The organism is Dyadobacter linearis (assembly GCF_907165045.1).
GTDB lineage: Bacteria > Bacteroidota > Bacteroidia > Cytophagales > Spirosomataceae > Dyadobacter > Dyadobacter linearis.
In genome coordinates this window covers 185,282-202,875 of sequence record NZ_CAJRAU010000005.1, presented here as the reverse complement: position 1 = coordinate 202,875, position 17,594 = coordinate 185,282, and the positions used below count along the sequence as shown (strand labels likewise).

At 46.5% G+C, this 17,594-nt stretch carries 14 protein-coding genes; 7 read left to right on the top strand and 7 right to left on the bottom strand.

Going from position 1 to position 17,594, the window contains the following annotated elements:
• Nucleotide 1: 1 nt before the first annotated feature.
• Nucleotides 2-1,486, bottom strand: coding sequence for a xylulokinase (locus tag KOD92_RS17820; protein ID WP_215234948.1), 1,485 nt, complete (start codon nucleotides 1,484-1,486; stop codon nucleotides 2-4).
• Between the two features lie 317 nt (nucleotides 1,487-1,803).
• Here KOD92_RS17820 and KOD92_RS17815 point away from each other — a divergent pair, with 317 nt between their 5' ends.
• From KOD92_RS17815 to KOD92_RS17805, 3 genes are all read left to right on the top strand, one after another.
• On the top strand, nucleotides 1,804-3,267 hold the full coding sequence (locus tag KOD92_RS17815; protein WP_215234947.1) for a M28 family peptidase: 1,464 nt from the start codon (nucleotides 1,804-1,806) through the stop codon (nucleotides 3,265-3,267).
• Between the two features lie 10 nt (nucleotides 3,268-3,277).
• On the top strand, nucleotides 3,278-4,087 hold the full coding sequence (gene ispE, locus KOD92_RS17810; protein WP_215234946.1) for a 4-(cytidine 5'-diphospho)-2-C-methyl-D-erythritol kinase: 810 nt from the start codon (nucleotides 3,278-3,280) through the stop codon (nucleotides 4,085-4,087).
• A gap of 78 nt (nucleotides 4,088-4,165) precedes the next feature.
• Nucleotides 4,166-4,777 (top strand): cytochrome c oxidase subunit 3, encoded by a 612-nt coding sequence (locus KOD92_RS17805; protein WP_215234945.1) that lies wholly within the window; start codon nucleotides 4,166-4,168, stop codon nucleotides 4,775-4,777.
• Here the strand turns inward: KOD92_RS17805 and KOD92_RS17800 are convergent.
• From KOD92_RS17800 to ettA, 5 genes are all read right to left on the bottom strand, one after another.
• The gene (locus tag KOD92_RS17800) at nucleotides 4,774-5,988 is read right to left on the bottom strand and encodes a TCR/Tet family MFS transporter (protein ID WP_215234944.1); all 1,215 of its coding nucleotides are present in this window, start codon (nucleotides 5,986-5,988) and stop codon (nucleotides 4,774-4,776) included. The two genes, KOD92_RS17805 and KOD92_RS17800, sit on opposite strands and share 4 nt — an antisense overlap.
• Before the next feature lie 67 nt (nucleotides 5,989-6,055).
• Complete coding sequence (locus KOD92_RS17795; protein ID WP_215235208.1) at nucleotides 6,056-7,630, bottom strand: OmpA family protein; 1,575 nt, start codon at nucleotides 7,628-7,630, stop codon at nucleotides 6,056-6,058.
• 17 nt (nucleotides 7,631-7,647) lie between these two features.
• Nucleotides 7,648-8,244, bottom strand: a complete 597-nt coding sequence (locus KOD92_RS17790) for an LOG family protein (protein WP_215234943.1) — start codon at nucleotides 8,242-8,244, stop codon at nucleotides 7,648-7,650.
• Between the two features lie 24 nt (nucleotides 8,245-8,268).
• Nucleotides 8,269-9,657 carry a UDP-N-acetylmuramate--L-alanine ligase gene (locus tag KOD92_RS17785; RefSeq protein WP_215234942.1) on the bottom strand — a complete coding sequence of 463 codons (1,389 nt, stop codon included), beginning with the start codon at nucleotides 9,655-9,657 and terminating at the stop codon, nucleotides 8,269-8,271.
• Nucleotides 9,658-9,795: 138 nt separating this feature from the next.
• Nucleotides 9,796-11,463 (bottom strand): energy-dependent translational throttle protein EttA, encoded by a 1,668-nt coding sequence (gene ettA, locus KOD92_RS17780; protein WP_215234941.1) that lies wholly within the window; start codon nucleotides 11,461-11,463, stop codon nucleotides 9,796-9,798.
• Nucleotides 11,464-11,534: 71 nt separating this feature from the next.
• On the opposite strand from ettA, the gene KOD92_RS17775 reads away from it, so the two are divergent.
• A complete protein-coding gene (locus tag KOD92_RS17775) occupies nucleotides 11,535-12,815 on the top strand; it encodes a DUF349 domain-containing protein (RefSeq protein WP_215234940.1) in 1,281 nt (426 codons plus the stop codon).
• A gap of 18 nt (nucleotides 12,816-12,833) precedes the next feature.
• Here the strand turns inward: KOD92_RS17775 and KOD92_RS17770 are convergent, their stop codons facing one another.
• Nucleotides 12,834-13,853 (bottom strand): LacI family DNA-binding transcriptional regulator, encoded by a 1,020-nt coding sequence (locus tag KOD92_RS17770; protein WP_215234939.1) that lies wholly within the window; start codon nucleotides 13,851-13,853, stop codon nucleotides 12,834-12,836.
• 290 nt (nucleotides 13,854-14,143) lie between these two features.
• Here KOD92_RS17770 and KOD92_RS17765 point away from each other — a divergent pair, with 290 nt between their 5' ends.
• The 3 genes from KOD92_RS17765 (at nucleotide 14,144) to uxaC (ending at nucleotide 17,554) form a co-directional block, all read left to right on the top strand.
• A complete protein-coding gene (locus KOD92_RS17765) occupies nucleotides 14,144-14,755 on the top strand; it encodes an RNA polymerase sigma-70 factor (RefSeq protein ID WP_215234938.1) in 612 nt (203 codons plus the stop codon).
• Nucleotides 14,756-14,921: 166 nt separating this feature from the next.
• Nucleotides 14,922-16,133 (top strand): mannonate dehydratase, encoded by a 1,212-nt coding sequence (gene uxuA / locus KOD92_RS17760; protein WP_215234937.1) that lies wholly within the window; start codon nucleotides 14,922-14,924, stop codon nucleotides 16,131-16,133.
• Nucleotides 16,130-17,554 (top strand): glucuronate isomerase, encoded by a 1,425-nt coding sequence (gene uxaC, locus KOD92_RS17755; protein ID WP_215234936.1) that lies wholly within the window; start codon nucleotides 16,130-16,132, stop codon nucleotides 17,552-17,554. The genes uxuA and uxaC overlap by 4 nt, the downstream gene beginning before the upstream one ends.
• Nucleotides 17,555-17,594 lie beyond the last annotated feature (40 nt).

The following is a 17,594-nucleotide window of genomic DNA, read 5'->3' as shown; positions in this document are numbered from 1 at the left end:
CTTATAGACTTGCTTCTAAGGCTTCTTTCCACTTTTCGTAGGCATCCTTTGTAGCAGAAGTAGCTTCTGTGTTCGGTTCTATGGTCTGCAATGCGGTCAGGCCGGTAAATGCATCAGCGCGGTTTTTGTAATAACCCAGACCAAATCCTGCTGCGCGGGCTGCACCCTGAGCCCCGTCGGTATTGTAAAGCTCAACCGTAGCTCCGGATACGTTGGCGAAAGTCTCGCGGAATACCGGGCTGAGGAACATATTGGCTTCGCCTGCTCGGATGTTTTTGAGGGAAACACCAACCGTTTCCATGATCTCCATTCCGTAATATAATGCGAACACGATGCCTTCCTGGGAAGCGCGCGTGTAGTGATTGAGATTATGGCGACTGAATTGCAAGCCTTTAAAAGTGCTGCCCGGGTCCTGGTTTTCCAACATCCGCTCGGCCCCATTTCCGAAAGGAAGACAGTAAAGTCCGTCGGAACCAATAGGGGCGGCTGCTGCGAGCTGGTTCATTTCTGGATAGCTGATATTCCCCTGGAAAAGGGAATTTCGAAGCCAGCCGTTCAAACTGCCGGTTCCATTTACGCATAGCAAAACCCCATATCGATCTTCCTGCGAAACAGGATTAACGTGGAGAAAAGTGTTAACACGAGATTTGGCATCAAACTTGATTTGATCACTCACGCCGTACACAACTCCGGAAGTGCCGGCAGTAGCCGCCACTTCTCCCGGTTCGAGTACATTGAGAGAGAATGCATTGTTAGGCTGGTCACCCGCCCGGTATGTAACTGGAATGCCCTGCTTCAAGCCAAGCGCTTCCGCCGCCTCCGCGGTAATGCGGCCCTGGTCGGAAAAAGTGGGTAATACGGTTGGAAGAATATTTGGATCGAAACCGAAGTGATCGAAAAGGAAGTCAGCGGGGCGTTTGTTGACGAAATCCCAGAAGATACCTTCCGACAAGCCTGACGGCGTTGTCACGACTTCTTTCGTCATGCGCATCGCGAGATAGTCGCCGGGAAGCATGAACTTATAGACTTTGGCGTAAACGTCTGGTTCGTTTTGCTTCACCCAGCCAAGTTTGGCCGCCGTGAAATTTCCGGGAGAATTGAGCAGATGAGGAAGTACATATTCTTCACCCAGTTCCTCCATCGCTTTGTTACCTACTTCCACGGCGCGGCTGTCACACCAAATGATAGACGGTCTGAGGACATTAAGCTGTTCATCAACTACGACAAGGCCATGCATTTGATAAGAAATACCGATCGCTGCTACCTCCTCTGGTTTAATACCAGCTTTTCTGACAACCGCCTGAGAGGCGAGGCAGGCGTTTTTCCACCAGTTTTCAGGCTGTTGCTCAGCAAAGCCAGGCTTGGGTGCATCAATGGTCATTTCCCGTTCAGGGAAAAAAGCGGAGGCCGCGACTGCCCCCGTATCTGCTTGGATGAGACATGCTTTAACAGAAGAACTACCTAAATCGAATCCCAGGAAATACATTAGCTATGAATATTTAATGCTTTGATAACACTATAATTTTTAAATATAACTACTGAAAAGTACAAAAATATCCACTCGAAAAAGAAAACCGCAATTTTAAGTGTAAAGTTTACAATTAAAAAAATTGCTGATCTGAGAGCTGAAATTGCCAGCGATTTCGCTAAGACAGGCTTGTAGAAAAAATTCTCTATATTGAAGTTCGCAAATGAAACCAGACAGACCGAATTGTAGTTTGATTTGTGTTTATCTTGCGTAAGCTCAAATATCTATCAGATATTTGTGTTCTAATAAACCGGTGACATCCTTTATCAGGAACTATGAGAAAATTTATACAAATCTGTTTGGTTGGGGGGAGTTTATTGTCGCTGTTGAGTGCGACTTCGGCCGACAAAAAATGGGAGAAGCCGTTTTCACGCATAGATAGCGAAGTAAGGAAAAATAGCAAGGCCTATACTACGCTGGAAAATGCGACCAAAACAATCGGTCACAGGCTAACGGGCAGCGCCAATGGCGAAAAAGCGGAGGAATATGCCTTCAAACTGCTCAAAAGCTACGGTTTTACAGATGTGAAGTACCAACCTTTTGAGGTAGAAGCTTGGATGCGTGATACAGTAACCCTGTCGATCGCTCCTGGTAGCAGCGACAATTTCAGAGATGTACCCGTCGTTTCCCTCGCCCATTCTCCCGAAGAATCAAATTTGCAGGGTGAAATTGTGGATGTTGGTAACGGGCTTGAAGAAGATTTCGAACAGGTCAAAGACAAGATTAAAGGAAAAGTAGCGCTTGCCAATATAAATCTGGTAGGCGTAACTGGTAAGAAAAATCTGCACAGATCAGAAAAAACCGCTCTTGCAATCAAGTACGGAGCGACCGGTGTGATTATGGTCAACGGGGCTCCCGGCCAGATTTTGCTTACCGGCACAGCTTCGGTAACGGGTGCAATTATTTCTATCCCGGCGGTATGTATTTCAAACGAAAGTGGATTCGAAGTTCGCAAATGGCTGAAAGAGGAAGGTCCGTTGCTGGCGCACATTGATATGCATAATACCTCGAAGGCTATCAGAGCGAGAAACGTAATTGCAACCTTGAAAGGAAAGTCGGATGAAAAGGTGATCATTGGCGGTCACCTGGATTCCTGGGACTTGGCGACGGGTGCAATTGATAACGGGATCGGATCTTTTGCGGTGCTTGATATTGCAAGAACGTTCAAGGCGCTGAAAGTGAAACCTGAAAAAACGATTCAATTCGTTCTCTTCATGGGCGAGGAGCAGGGATTACTTGGCTCCAAGCATTTTGTAGGAGAGTTGAAAAAATCGGGTGGAATAGAGAAGGTAAGCTATATGATGAACCTGGACATGACGAATGATCCGAGGGGTATTAACGCTTTTGGAAGAAATGAAATGAACGATTTCTTTGCCAATGTAGGAAATGCGATCCACCAGGTTGACGGCAATTATAAGAATGAGATCATCAACCGTGCTGGTTTGCACAGCGATCACCAACCTTTTATGCTGGAAGGCGTACCTATCGCGGGGCTTTCTGGACATCTTAATCCCGAGGTTCTGCAATGCTACCACGCCGACTGCGACGATTTCAGTCTTGTGAATAAAGAGCAACTGGAAACGACAGTGCGTATTGCCGCCATGTATTTGTATGCGCTTTCCAATACCGATAAAATAAGTGTTAAAAAACTGTCCGATCAGAAGACAAGGGATTTCCTTATTTCCCAGGGCCTTAAAGAGGAATTGATAATAGGGCAGGAGTGGCGCTGGGAGCAGTAACCTGAATAGCATGCTAGTTTTTCCGAATGCGAAAATAAACATCGGGCTGAATATTGTAGAAAAGCGGCCAGATGGATTCCATAATATTGAGTCCTGCTTTTATCCCGTGGGATGGAAGGATGCGTTAGAGATCACAACTATCACGGCGTTTTCTGTGGAGTTTGATGGGATTGCGATTCCGGGAGATCAGAGTGACAACATATGCGTCAGGGCGTATAAATTGATTGCAGAGGAGTATCCTTTGCCACCAGTTAAGATCCATTTGCTGAAAGCTATACCCATAGGCGCTGGCTTAGGAGGCGGGTCAGCTGATGCAGCTTTCGCCATAAAGGCGCTGAACGATTTGTTTGAATTAGAAATATCTTTTGAAAAACAACTTTCTTACGCACGTAGATTAGGTAGTGACTGTGCTTTTTTCATTCTTAACCAGCCAGCCTACTGTTTCGGCAAAGGTGATCAATTTGAGCGAATCGATATAGGATTAGCGGGAAAATGGATTGTTTTAGTAAATCCGGGTATTCATATCTCGACAATTGAAGCTTATGCAGGTGTAGTTCCTAAGCCAAGCGGGTCAGATCTGAGAGAAGTACTTAGGCTACCTGTTTCTGAGTGGAATGGAATAGTTAAGAATGACTTTGAAGCAACTCTATTTGAAAAATATCCTCTTTTGGAAGAAATAAAAGCGGAGTTGTACAAGCAAGGCGCTGCGTATGCATCCATGAGCGGATCAGGTTCGACAATTTTTGGAATTTTTGATCAGGAAAAGGACTTAGTAGAAGTGTTTGAAAGATACAAAGTTTGGCAGGGTGCGTTGCAATAAATTAATTTGTGAACACTATGTTCCGCCTCGCCCGTAATCCGTTATATTAAACACTACACGACTATAAAAGAGAAAGCAATGAGTGCAAAGCCGACAACCAAATTAAGGGAAAGTCCTTTCACGAAGCGACGCGAGCCACTCGGGTTTATGCTTTGGCTGGGCGTGATCGGCAGCTCGCTAGTTTTTACCTCGATCTTTATTATCTTTTTTGTAAGCCTTCACAAGGACATCAGTCACCTGGACTCACTCCCGGACATGTTTTGGCTTAGTACATTAGTAATCCTTTTCAGCAGTATCACCCTTCACGAAGCGAATCTGGCTTTTGCAAATGAGCGCTTTTTGCATTATCGTGTATTTCTAGGTGCCACCATGTTCTTGGGCCTCATGTTCATTGCATTGCAGGTAGGAGGTTGGATGGAAATGGTGAATTCGCAAGTTTTCAGCAGCCTTAGTACTTCCAAAGGATTTATCTATTTGTTAACCGGCCTGCATATGCTACATATGTTCGGAGGGGTACTTTACCTGATCTACCTTTTCAGAAAAGCTGTCAAGAACCGCGCTTATGTAGATGCCTTCGTTTACAGTGTGAATCCGCCGAACCGACTTCAAATTAAACTTTTTACTCGTTACTGGCACTTTACAGGCGCGCTCTGGCTGGTGGTTTTTGTTGTGCTGATTATGCTGTATTAATCAAAATTTCTCTTCAAACTCCTTCTTGCTAAAATTGTGCTGACCAGTGTCAGCACTGCGGCTGCCAGCATTGGCGCGCCAGGCAGATATATAGGAGCTGTTGATCCGGTGAAGACAGAAAACAGATTTGTCATTAGCGGAGGCCCGATAATGGAGGTCAGACTTTGCAGGCTTGTTAGAGCGCCCTGAATTTCACCCTGCTCGTTAGCTGCCACTTGTGTTGATATGATTCCTTGCAAAGCTGGACCCGCAATACTACCTAATATGTAAGGGACCATGAAAACATACATCATCCAACCCTGCGTTGCAAAAGCGTAGAGCATAAAACCCACAGCATAAAGCAGCAGGCCCAGATAAATGCCGCGTTTCTGACCGATTTTAGGCAAAATCAGCCTGATCAAATAGCCTTGGACAAACGCACTGAGAATACCCACCGCACCGAGGGAATATCCGATTTGCGCCTCGTTCCACTTAAATTTTTCCATTACATAAAATGACCAGTTGCTTTGAACTGCATGAAGCGCAATGTAAACCAGTCCTAGCGACAGGATCAGGCCATAAATAACCGGGTAGCGTTTCAGGTTTTGAAGGGAGCCAATCGGATTTGCGCGCGACCATTCGAATTTGCGTCTGTTCTCAGGTTTCAGTGATTCAGGTAAAATGAAGTAGCCGTAGAGCCAGTTTAAGAGAGAGAAACCGGCAGCCGCCATAAAGGGAACGCGGGTACCGTATTGACCCAGCAATCCCCCGACAACTGGACCGATAATAAAGCCAAGACCGAAAGCTGCGCCCAATAGCCCAAAGTTCTGCGCTCTTTTTTCAGGCGTACTGATATCGGCAATATAAGCTGCGCCGGTCGTGAAGCTGGCGCCCATGATTCCGGCAATAATGCGGCCTACATACAACCAAGCAAGCGTTGGGGCGAATGCAAGGAATATGTAATCAATCCCAAAACCAAAAAGGGAAGCAAGCAGCACCGGCCGCCTACCGAACTGGTCGCTGATGCCGCCGATGATAGGTGCACAAAGGAATTGCATTGCCGCATAAGCGAACAAAAGCCAGCCACCATCTTTCGCCGCGGCGCTGATATTGTCGCCCGTCAGTTCGCTGATCAGCTTGGGCATCACAGGAATAATAATTCCCAATCCGATTACGTCAATGAGAAGCGTGACGAAAATAAATCCAAGCGCAGGGGACCTGTTGGTTGACATAAGGCAAAAGTTTGTTTTTTAAAGAACCTTTAAAATTTCGGGCCTTTTGCGAATGTCGCTGCTTTGGCTATTTCTTAAGGATCTTAAATTCCACGCGCCGGTTGAGTTGCTGGCCTTCCGGGGTATCGTTTTTGGCTACCGGTACCGTTTCGCCGTAACCTTTGCTGGCCACGCGGTCGGGCTCAATGCCTTTTCCGATCAGGTATTCGCGGACTGTATCTGCGCGATTTTGAGAGAGGTCGAGGTTAAATGCAGCACTACCTGTATTATCGGTGTGGCCGCCCAGCTCGATCACGAGCGTTTTGTTTTCAACCATCGATATCACGATCCTGTCCAGCTCAGGAAAGGATTCCTTGTTGAGGGTAGCTTTCCCGGTAGCGAAGAAAATGTTGTTGAGGCGAACAATCTGACCTTCTTCAATCGGGATCAGCTTTAAAGATTTGTTAGCGATTTCTCTGAAATTTTTACCAGCCCCACCTGTCGAGTCAGTAAGATCAACGCTTTCTCCCTCAGCAATAAAATTAGGTGCCACGGCCCGCATGCTGTATTTCTGACCATAAGGAAGGACGATTTTGTATTCACCCGTGGTTGGATTTGTTGTCGCCGTACCCACTTCTTCTCCGTCGGCCAGGTTTTCATAAATAATAGTAGCCTCGACCGGTTTTCCCGTTTTCGAATCGATCACCTTACCACTGATCATCACAACCGGATCGGCTGCGGGTATATTCGCAATCTGCGCTTCGGTGGTATCCCCGGGCGTCACCTTCGGGCGAAGGTCAAAACGTACTACATCGCCTTTTCCCTCAGTACCCTTAAATGAGACCATATATGCGAAATCACCCAGGGCCGAAATGGTATAATAGGCGTCGTACCCATCGGAATTAATCGCGGGACCGAGGTTAACAGGCCGGCTCCAGCGTTTCCAGGATTTGTCAATGCGTTTGCTGTAATAAATGTCGTTGCTCCCCTGGCCGCCTTTCCGGTCGCTCGAAAAATACAGCGTTACGCCGTCAGGGGCAAGAAATGGAGTGGTTTCGGTAAATTCATCTGTATTGATTTCCGCTCCAAGGTCCATCGGTTTCGTCCAGCTGCCATCCTTTTGTTTAAAACTTACATAGAGATTATCAACCTTACTGCTCTTCTTTTCGCTAAAAGACATGACCAAAGTCTTCCCGTCGGTAGAAAGGTAGCCGCAGTCAAATTGACCTTTACTCAACTTTGTATAGCCTGGAATTTCAATTTTATTCGGCGCTGACCAGCCTCTTGCAGTTTTTTTACTGGTCGAAAATCCACGTGTTTCGTACACGCCATTTTTGTAAGAACCCTTGATCAGCAGCGTATTGCCGTCGGGGGTAATGCTGTAAAGCGAATTATAATCTTCCTTGTTGAGCGGCGGCGGAAGTCTTCTTGCCTGCGTCCATTTGTCATTTTTAAGCTCAGAAAACCAGATATCCTGGCTGCCCTTTTGCCCGTGCGTATTCTGAGGGTGGCTTACCCGTGAAAAATAGATTGTTTTGCCGTCGGGCGCAATAATCGGGCTGATTTCGTTGTATTCGGTGTTTACAGTTTTTCCAAGACTTTCCAATTGCCCGTAAGAGCAGAATGAAATTGAGGTAAACAGCAGGAGTACTAAAATACGCATCATGGAAGGGGAGGTAACTAGTTGTTATCTACATATAACGAGCTATCCAAAGGCTTATTTTCCGGATTTTGCTGCCGGAATATCTCCATTTTTTCTAAAAGTCCCGCAGGATCATTATCAACCACCAGTAATTGATGAGTTAACGGATGTAAGAAACCTTCCTCGACCATTTTTTCGAGTTGAAGCAGTAACAAATCGTAGTACCCATTTACATTCAGCAAGCCAACTGGTCCGTGGAAAATTCGTAGCTGCGCCCAGGTAAGTATTTCAAACAGTTCGTCCAGAGTGCCATAACCCCCCGGTATCGCAATCACGCCGTCGGACATAGCGACCATTTTGGCCTTACGCTCGTGCATGGTATCCACAAAATGCAGTTCGGAAAGCTCCTTGTGGGCTTTTTCCAGGTTTGCGAGAAAGTTGGGAATAATGCCCGTCACAAATCCCTGGTGATCCATCGCACCGTCGGCCACGCGGCCCATTAAGCCCATATTGCCTCCGCCGTAAATCAGCTTGATGTCCCTGTTAGCCAGTTCTTTGCCCAATTCATAGGCAGTCTCCGCGTAGACCGGTTTTTTGCCAATATTAGATCCGCAGTAAACTACAATCGATTGCATGAAACAGATTTTTGTATTGATATATTACTGATTTTCAAGAATATCTGCGGCCAGCGACTTCATATCCAGATCGCCGAATGTGCCTGAACTCATCAAAAGCAGGTTACTGGCTTTCCAGGTCAGCGATCTCAGAAATGCATTCAGATCTTCGGAACTGGTGAATATGTGCAAATCGTCCCTTTTGAATGCGTTTTTAATATCTTCCTCGGAAATAGGTTCCAGCTTTTTGTGCTCGATCGTCAGCGGGTTGTAGTATACGATCGCTACATCAGCAGCTGTCAGTTTCCTTCGGTATTGTTTGAGAAAAAGTTTGTTCAAACTGCTGAAAGTGTGCAGTTCTGCGCAGGCAACAAGTTTTCTGTCAGGGTATTGTTGCTTTAATGCAGCAGTAGTAGCTTCCACTTTGGAAGGTGCGTGAGCGAAATCGCGATAAATGCTCACAGAATCAGAGCTGCCCAGCAATTCGAGCCTTTTCGAAGCACCCTTAAATGTTTGAATAGCTTTGTAAAACTCCTCATCTGTAATACCAAGCCGCTCACAAACTGCATGTGCGCCGCTGATATTCTTCATATTATGGTTTCCAAAAACCATAACAGGAACTTCACCCTGTTCGGCTGTCAGCAAAATCGTTTTTCCATTCTCGATCTTGTTTGGATGCACGTTATAAGGAATACTCACAACGTCCGGGCGATCTTTCTGACCGATCACGTCGAGCATATCGTCGGTTTCGTCAAAAATAATGGCGCCAGCTTTGGGCAGGGAGTCCGCGAGAAGTTCGAATTGCTTTACATAAGATTCCCAGGTAGGGAAAACATTGAAATGGTCCCACGCAATACCGCTGATTAATGCGATATGTGGCTGGTAATGCATGAATTTGGGAGTGTGGTCCAGCGGGGAGGTGAAATATTCGTCGCCTTCAATAATAATTACCGGCGCATTTTCGGAAAGCTTTACCATATTATCGAAGCCTTCGATCTGGGCACCGACGAGGTAGTTGAAAACGCGGTTATGGTATTTCAAAACGTGCAGGATCATCGAAGTAGTCGTGGTTTTTCCGTGACTTCCTGCGATCACAACGCGCTGTTTACTTTGACTTTGTTCAAAAATATACTCCGGATAAGAATATACTTTAATACCCAGTTCCTTCGCTTTCGCGAGTTCCGGATTGTCCTGCCGGGCGTGCATGCCGAGAATTACCGATTCCAGGTCGCTGGTGATTTTTTCGGGAAACCACCCGGTAACCGCTGGAAGCAGATCATATTTGGCAAGCCGGCTTGCCGAAGGTTCGTATATTTCATCGTCCGATCCTGTAACGATATATCCTTTTAAATGCAGCTCGATCGCAAGGTTATGCATGACGCTGCCGCCTATCGAGATGAAATGTATTTTAGACAAAGACGGATTTGAACTCATTGAATATTAAAAACGGGTTTTGTGCGAAAGTTAGCAAGAATTGATCTTTGAGCCAATCAAGTGCCGCTGTCACGTTGAGCGCAGCCGAAAAATGAAGCGGAGCCAAAACGCTGTTCTGACTCCGCCTTACCTAACGTTCTAAGCTAGTTTTTTGTATTTGATGCGTTTTGGAGTAGCATCGGTTCCCAGTCTCTTGCGGCGGTTTTCTTCGTATTCGGAGAAGTTACCTTCAAACCAATATACCTGAGAATCACCTTCGAATGCAAGAATGTGGGTAGCGACACGGTCGAGGAACCACCTGTCGTGGGAAATAATCACCGCGCAGCCTGCAAAGTTTTCAAGACCTTCTTCCAATGCACGCAATGTATTGACATCCAAATCATTGGTCGGCTCATCGAGTAATAGCAGGTTGCCACCTTCTTTCAACGTCATAGCCAAATGCACCCGGTTTCTTTCTCCACCGGATAGATTACCCACCTTCTTTTCCTGGTCGCCGCCGCCGAAATTGAACCGGCTCACATAAGCGCGCGCATTCGATTGCTTTCCGCCGATCATAATCCAGTCATTTCCATCTGCAATGCTTTGATATACAGTCTTGTTAGCATCCAGGTTATCGTGCTCCTGGTCTACATAAGCGAGCTCGACGGTATCGCCCACATCAAAGTGGCCAGTCAGTGGTTTCAGTTGTCCGGTGATGAGTTTAAATAATGTGGTCTTACCCGCACCGTTTGGCCCGATAATCCCTACAATACCATTTGGTGGCAATGCGAAACTAAGATTTTCATACAAAAGCCGGTCTCCAAAACCCATTGAAACGTTGTGCGCTTCGATGACCTTGTTGCCCAATCGCGGACCAGCCGGAATGAAGATCTCCAATTTCTCTTCCTTCTCCCTGCCTTCCTCGCCGAGCAGCCTTTCGTATGCACCTAAGCGTGCTTTGGATTTCGCCTGGCGACCCTTTGCGCCCATTCTAACCCATTCCAGCTCGCGCTGCAACGTTTTCTGACGCTTGGATTCTGTTTTTTCTTCTTTTTTCAAACGTTCCTGCTTCTGTTCCAGCCACGAAGAATAATTTCCTTTCCAGGGAATACCCTCGCCGCGGTCGAGTTCCAGGATCCAGCCAGCCACGTTATCAAGGAAATAACGATCGTGGGTAACTGCTATAACTGTTCCTTTATATTGTCTTAAATGCTCTTCCAGCCAAAGTACCGATTCGGCATCAAGGTGGTTGGTAGGTTCATCGAGTAGCAAAACGTCAGGCTGGCGAAGGAGCAGGCGGCACAATGCGACGCGACGCTTTTCACCTCCCGATAGTGTCGAGACCAGAGTATCGGAAGGTGCGCAGCGAAGTGCGTCCATCGCGATTTCAAGTCGGTTGTCCAGGTTCCAAGCATCGGCGGTATCCAGCTTTTCCTGCACTTCCCCCTGTCTTTCAAGTAGTTTGTCAAAATCTGCGTCCTCTTCTCCGAAAGCTTCGTTGATCTGGTCAAACTCTTTCAGCAAATCGACAATCTCCTGAACACCCTCTTCTACCACTTCTCTTACCGTTTTCGTAGGGTCCAGTTTTGGCTCCTGTTCCAGCATTCCGACGGAGTAACCGGGCGAGAACACAACGTCGCCCTGAATATCCTTATCGATGCCGGCGATCACACGCAGCAATGTTGATTTTCCTGAACCATTTAATCCAAGAACCCCGATTTTTGCACCATAAAAAAAGGATAAATAGATATTTTTAATAATATGCCGGTTGGGAGGAATGATTTTGTTGACTCCCGACATTGAGAAAATAATGGTTTCGTTACTCATTTTTTGTTTAATTTGTGCGTAACAAATATCGTTATATATCCCTACACTTAGCAGATAAAAAAATTGAAAGAATGGAAAATGCCACATTGAATGATGAATACGGCTATGTTAAAGACAGCAAAGTATTTTTAAAGGGGTACCTGGAATTCCCCGACCGGCAAATTGGAGAAGTGAAAAGGACGGAGCAGGAAGCGATTGATTATTTCAAAAATCGATTCAATATCGTCCTGAACAAAGTGGAGCAATTGGAACAGGAAATTGACGAGGCCCTTAACAAAGGTTCTTATCTCACCAAGCTGATCCAGCTGCAACGCAAGCTTAAAGGTTTTGATGCACTCGGGGATTTTGTCCCTCTGCTGCGCCGACTGGAAGAGAAAGAAGAGTATTTGAAGGGTTTGATTGAAGTTAATCAACTTAAAAATCTTGAAATAAAACGCGCGCTGATCGAAGACGTAAAAGTTGCGGCTGCGATTGAAGATTACGCCGCTGCCACCGATCAGATTCAGGAGATCAAAGCGAAATGGATCCGCACAGGTCCTGTTGAAAAAGAGTATCAGGAAGAGGTAGAAAGCACTTTTCAGCAAATCCTGGACGATTTCTTCCAGCGCCGCCGTGACTATTTTGACGAACAGAATAAAATTAACCAGCATCGTATTGAGGAGTATGAAAAGCTCATCAAAATCACAAAAACGCTGAGTTACTCACGCGATCTGGACGATGCTTATGCCAAAGCGAGAGACGTGCGCAATGCATGGAATACCATCGGGGAAGTTCCACCGAAGCGTTTTTTCAAGGTTAATAAAGCTTACAGGCACTTTTTGAAATTGTTTTATGACAAATACAACCTGGCCAAAGGGATAGAGCCAAAAGTACGTGTCGACCCGAGAATTGTAGAACAGCAGAAACTATTGGCGCAAGCTGAAACATTGCTGAGAAGTCAGGATATCGTGGAAGCTTCGCAGGAAGCAAAAGTGCTTTTGAGCAAATGGAAGGAGATTAAAATACCTTTCAAAATGGCAGATAAAGAACTTGCTGAGCGTTTCAGAATGGTTTGCGACAAGATATTTGAACTAAGCTACCTGGCCAGGGTGATCAGCAGAAAGTACCCTGCATTCGACTTGAAAAGTCCGGAAGAACAGCTCAGAACAAAATACCGCGAGCTGGAATGGCTTGCAAAACGTGAGAAAAGCGACCTCGAATTTGCAATACTTGAATTTGACAGAACAGCAACCGGCGATCCTGAACTGGATAAACAGGCGGCAGGACGTATCAATATTCAAAAACGCAAAGTTCAAATGAAAGAACGCATTCTCGCGGAGTTTGACAGAAAATTGAAAACAATAACGGGTTGATAAAACAAAGCATAGTTTCTATTTCATAGATGACTTGTTGATCACCAAATTAGAAGGCAATACCCTGGTCTCATATTCGGCCGGGGTATTTTTGCTTTCAATCAGATCCAGAAGCAATGAAGTTGCCTGCTGGCCCATTTCAAATGAAGGCTGCGTAATGGAGCTCACCGGCGGATCGAGGAGCGAGGACATAGCGAGGTCGCAAAAACCGACTACCGCCACATCGTCGGGCATTCGGTAGCCAAGCTGCCGCAATGCAGAATGTATCCCCATCGTGATCCGGTCGCTGGCCCCGAAAATAGCATCGGGCCGCTCGCGGAGCGCCATTAGCTGGTAAGTCCGCTCGGTACCGCCCGCCTGCGTGATCTCGCTGTGCAAAACCCACTCTTCCTGAAACTTGATATCATATTTGCGCAGCGCATCCTTATAACCTTCCAGCCGAAAGCGGGTAATCGAAACGGGCTTCGGCCCGGCAATATGTGCGATACGCCTGCAACCACGCTTAATAAGGTGCTCAGTCGCATCAAATGCGCCTTTGTAATCGTCCACGCGCACTTTGTGCGTTTGCATTGCATCACTTACCCGGTCAAAAAACACCACGGGAATACCCTGCTCCTGCAAAGACACGAAGTGTTCGATATTCTCCGACTGGCTGGAAATAGCAACTACCAGCCCGTCGACCCGCCGGGAAGCAATATGCCTGGAAGCGGAACGTTCGCGTTCGAGCAGCTCGTGACTTTGGTAGATCATCGTGTGATAGCCGCGGCTGTACGCAATATCCTCCACGCCGCCGATCGCCGATGAGTAGAACCGGTTTGCAATATCCGGCACGATCACGCCGATTGTCTGCGTCCTGTTTTTCAGCAAGCTGATCGCAATAGGGTTGGGGTAATAGTTCAGTTCTTCTGCCAGCGCGATGACTTTTTTCTTGGTCTCCTCACTGATCTCACTGCTGTCGCGGAGGGCGCGCGAGACCGTAGATTTGGAGATATCGAGCTGCCGCGCTATTTCTTTAATGGTTATGGAAACCTTTTTCATGAGGGATATGGGAATAATGCAATCTTACTATTAATCCTAAGAAATGCACCAGAATGCACAAAAGTGAGAATGTTGCACAAATTACTAATCTACTGCCTAAGTTCCGGGAATAATTGCGCTGACGGGAACGGTTCCGGGAACGGTTGCGTAGATTTGTTGCTTTTTTTCAAGATTTATTTTTGTGTATCATTGAATCAATGGTTAAACTAGGTTCATTGTTGACGAGGGTCGGCTACCTAATACCACTACCTATCCCGGAAATTTTCTATAAACCAACTTAACGTGAATCAATGGAAGCAAAATCGTTTACCTGCACCACATCCTCTGCCCAATCCCAGAAAAGCATGTTGGAGAATCTGTTCGGCAAAGTGGTGACAAGCGGCGACTACCACGCGTTTCGGGAATTATTCAACCACCACTACCGGTCGCTTTGCAATTATGCGATGCGCGTAGTTGTAACCCGCGAGATTGCGGAGGAAGTTGTGTCGGATGTTTTTGTAAAGCTTTGGAAAAACCGTGAACAGATTGAGGTGCATACATCTTTTCAGGCTTACATTTACCGGGCTGTCCGCAACCAGGCGCTTGACTATCTGAAATTACGGATACATCGCCAGAACGAGCGGGAATCGCTGGAATCGGTGCAATGGAATATGTCGCACGCGGATCACTTTTCGCCGGCCGAGGAGCTTTCGTTCAACGAATTTTATTCGCACGTGGAAGATTGCATTCAGGCGCTGCCAAGACAATGCCAGCTCATTTTCAGACTAAGCCGCGAAGAGGGCCTGCGCTACCGGGATATCGCCGAAAAACTTGCTATATCCGTCAAAACAGTGGAAACTCAAATGAGCCGGGCCTTGAAAGTGCTCAGAGAAAGGGTACCGGAGCACAGGTTGGTGGCGTGAGGTTTTTAGCCTTCAGCCGTTAGCTATTGGCTGTTAGCTGTTGGCTGCGATCTATTTGGTGAATATAATTTGACTTTTTACAACACATTTAATATAAAGGCGATTAACACGTAGCAGAAAAAGCTAACAGCTAACAGCCAACAGCTAATCGCTAACAGCTAAAAAAATGGCATTAGAACAAACTTGGCGCTGGTTTGGGCCGAATGATCCTGTTACGTTACAGGATATCCGTCAGGCCGGCGCGACCGGAATAGTAACTGCATTACACCATATTCCCAATGGTCAGATCTGGGAGGTCGCGGAAATTACTGCAAGAAAAGAAATGATCGAAGCGGCCGGACTTACCTGGTCGGTGGTGGAAAGTGTGCCTGTCCATGAGGCGATTAAGACGCGGACGGGTGATTTTGAAAAATACATTCTTAATTATCAGCAAAGTCTGCGCAACCTGGGCCAATGCGGGATTGATACTGTTTGCTACAACTTCATGCCGATCCTCGACTGGACCAGAACGGATCTGGACGCGCCGATGAAAGACGGTTCGACTGGCTTACGGTTTGACGCGGGGCAGTTTGCGGCATTTGATCTTTATATACTAAACCGCACAGAAGCCCAGGATTTGTATACCGACGAACAAAAATCGAAAGCTAAGAAATGGCTTGACGGAGCTTCGGAGGAAGAAGTGCAGAAACTCGTGCGCAATATCATCGCGGGTTTGCCCGGTTCGGAAGAGAGTTTTACGGTTGAAGAATTCAGGAAAGTACTCGATACTTATAAAGAAGTAGGCGATCTCGAATTGCGGACGCATTTATATCAATTTATTCAGGCAATAGGCCCTGTGGCTGAGGAAGCGGGCATTCGGCTGGCTATTCACCCGGACGATCCGCCGTACCCGATATTAGGCTTGCCAAGAGTGGTAAGTACTGAAAATGATGCGATGATGGTGCTGGAAGCTTACGATCACCAGTCTAACGGAATTTGCTTTTGTACAGGATCCTACGGCGTACGCGCCGATAATGACCTGGCAGGAATGGTGGACAGGCTAGGTAGCAGGATACATTTTATTCATTTACGTGCGACAAAACGGGAGCACGACGGAAGCTTTTACGAAGCCGATCACCTCGATGGAGACGTTGATATGTATTCAGTAATGCGGGGGTTGGTTCTGGAACAAAAAAGAAGAGAAAAAGAAGGGAGAACAGATCTTAGAATGCCTTTTCGGCCTGATCATGGACACCGAATGCTGGACGATTTATCGACTGGCAAAAGGACCAACCCGGGTTATACTGCGATTGGGAGGCTAAGAGGATTGGCGGAATTGAGAGGATTGGAATATGGAATTGAAAGGGGGGTGACAAAAAATAATAGCCTACTAAAATGACGACAATCGCTACTGCACAGAAAACATTTATCTCCGAGGATTTTCTCCTTCGTTCGGAAGCCGCGCGTATCCTTTACCACGATTACGCGAAGGAGATGCCGATTATCGATTACCACTGTCACTTACCGCCCGACCAGATTGCGGGAGACAAGCAGTTTGAGAACCTGACGCAGGCCTGGCTTTACGGCGATCACTATAAGTGGCGGGCAATGCGTGCGAACGGGATCAATGAGCGGTTCTGTACAGGTAATGCGAGCGATTGGGAGAAGTTTGAACAGTGGGCGGCGACGGTACCTTACACAATGCGAAATCCTTTGTACCACTGGACGCATTTGGAGTTGCTGCGCTATTTTGACATCGATATTATCCTCAATAGAGATTCAGCAAGAGAGATTTACGACGAATGTTCGGCGAAGCTTAAACAACCCGATTTTTCGGTGACAAGCCTGCTCAACAAGATGAATGTAAAAGTGATCTGCACAACGGACGATCCGATTGATTCGCTCGAATACCATCGCGCAATTGAGCAGGCTGGCTTTAATATCAAGGTATTACCTACATTCCGGCCGGATAAGTCCATGCTTTTGATCGATTCCCCGAAGGATTTTAATGCATACCTTTCGAAATTGGCGGCTGCTTCCGGAAGAGCCAATATCAACTCTTATCAGGAGCTGCTGGATGCTTTGCGGAACCGCCATGATTTTTTCGCCTCAATGGGCGGGAAGCTGTCAGATCATGGTTTGGAGCACATTTATGCGACTTTTGATGAGGAAGCGGCGAAGCAGGCTTTTGAAATTACTAAAAATGGTCAGGTCGCGAGTGAGGAGCAGCGAACTGCATTTAAATCAATGCTTTTATTTGACCTTGCCAAAATTGACCATGAGAAATCCTGGACGCAACAATTTCATTTAGGAGCATTGAGAAATAATAATGAGCGAATGCTGCGCGAGCTCGGACCGGATACAGGCTGGGATTCAATAGGCGATTATAGCCAGGCGCAGGCACTTTCCAAGTTTTTGAATAAGCTTGATTCAACGGATCAGCTGGCCAAAACGATCCTTTATAATCTCAATCCCGGAGACAATGAAGTACTTGCCACGATGACCGGCAATTATAATGACGGTACCATCGCAGGCAAAATGCAGTTTGGCTCGGGCTGGTGGTTTTTGGATCAAAAAGATGGAATGGAGCGCCAGATGAATGCACTTTCTAATATGGGCTTACTAAGCCGTTTTGTAGGAATGCTGACTGATTCACGCAGTTTTCTATCTTACCCGAGACACGAATATTTCAGAAGGATATTGTGTAATCTGATCGGTACCGACGTGGAAAATGGGGAGTTGCCAAATGATATGCCTTGGCTTGGCAAAATGGTGCAGGATATTTCGTACAACAACGCGAGCAAATACTTTGGTTTTTGACAAACTAAATTTGTAAGAATATAAATAAATAGCCCAAAAC

Excerpts from the sequence above, each read along its gene's own strand:
- KOD92_RS17775 (WP_215234940.1), top strand. The coding sequence starts at position 11,535 with ATGGAAAATGCCACATTGAATGATGAATACGGCTATGTTAAAGACAGC.
- uxuA (WP_215234937.1), top strand. The coding sequence starts at position 14,922 with ATGGCATTAGAACAAACTTGGCGCTGGTTTGGGCCGAATGATCCTGTT.
- KOD92_RS17765 (WP_215234938.1), top strand. The coding sequence starts at position 14,144 with ATGGAAGCAAAATCGTTTACCTGCACCACATCCTCTGCCCAATCCCAG.
- KOD92_RS17815 (WP_215234947.1), top strand. The coding sequence starts at position 1,804 with ATGAGAAAATTTATACAAATCTGTTTGGTTGGGGGGAGTTTATTGTCG.
- KOD92_RS17795 (WP_215235208.1), bottom strand. The coding sequence starts at position 7,630 with ATGCGTATTTTAGTACTCCTGCTGTTTACCTCAATTTCATTCTGCTCT.
- KOD92_RS17785 (WP_215234942.1), bottom strand. The coding sequence starts at position 9,657 with ATGAGTTCAAATCCGTCTTTGTCTAAAATACATTTCATCTCGATAGGC.
- ettA (WP_215234941.1), bottom strand. The coding sequence starts at position 11,463 with ATGAGTAACGAAACCATTATTTTCTCAATGTCGGGAGTCAACAAAATC.
- KOD92_RS17790 (WP_215234943.1), bottom strand. The coding sequence starts at position 8,244 with ATGCAATCGATTGTAGTTTACTGCGGATCTAATATTGGCAAAAAACCG.
- uxaC (WP_215234936.1), top strand. The coding sequence starts at position 16,130 with ATGACGACAATCGCTACTGCACAGAAAACATTTATCTCCGAGGATTTT.
- KOD92_RS17805 (WP_215234945.1), top strand. The coding sequence starts at position 4,166 with ATGAGTGCAAAGCCGACAACCAAATTAAGGGAAAGTCCTTTCACGAAG.
- ispE (WP_215234946.1), top strand. The coding sequence starts at position 3,278 with ATGCTAGTTTTTCCGAATGCGAAAATAAACATCGGGCTGAATATTGTA.
- KOD92_RS17820 (WP_215234948.1), bottom strand. The coding sequence starts at position 1,486 with ATGTATTTCCTGGGATTCGATTTAGGTAGTTCTTCTGTTAAAGCATGT.
- KOD92_RS17770 (WP_215234939.1), bottom strand. The coding sequence starts at position 13,853 with ATGAAAAAGGTTTCCATAACCATTAAAGAAATAGCGCGGCAGCTCGAT.
- KOD92_RS17800 (WP_215234944.1), bottom strand. The coding sequence starts at position 5,988 with ATGTCAACCAACAGGTCCCCTGCGCTTGGATTTATTTTCGTCACGCTT.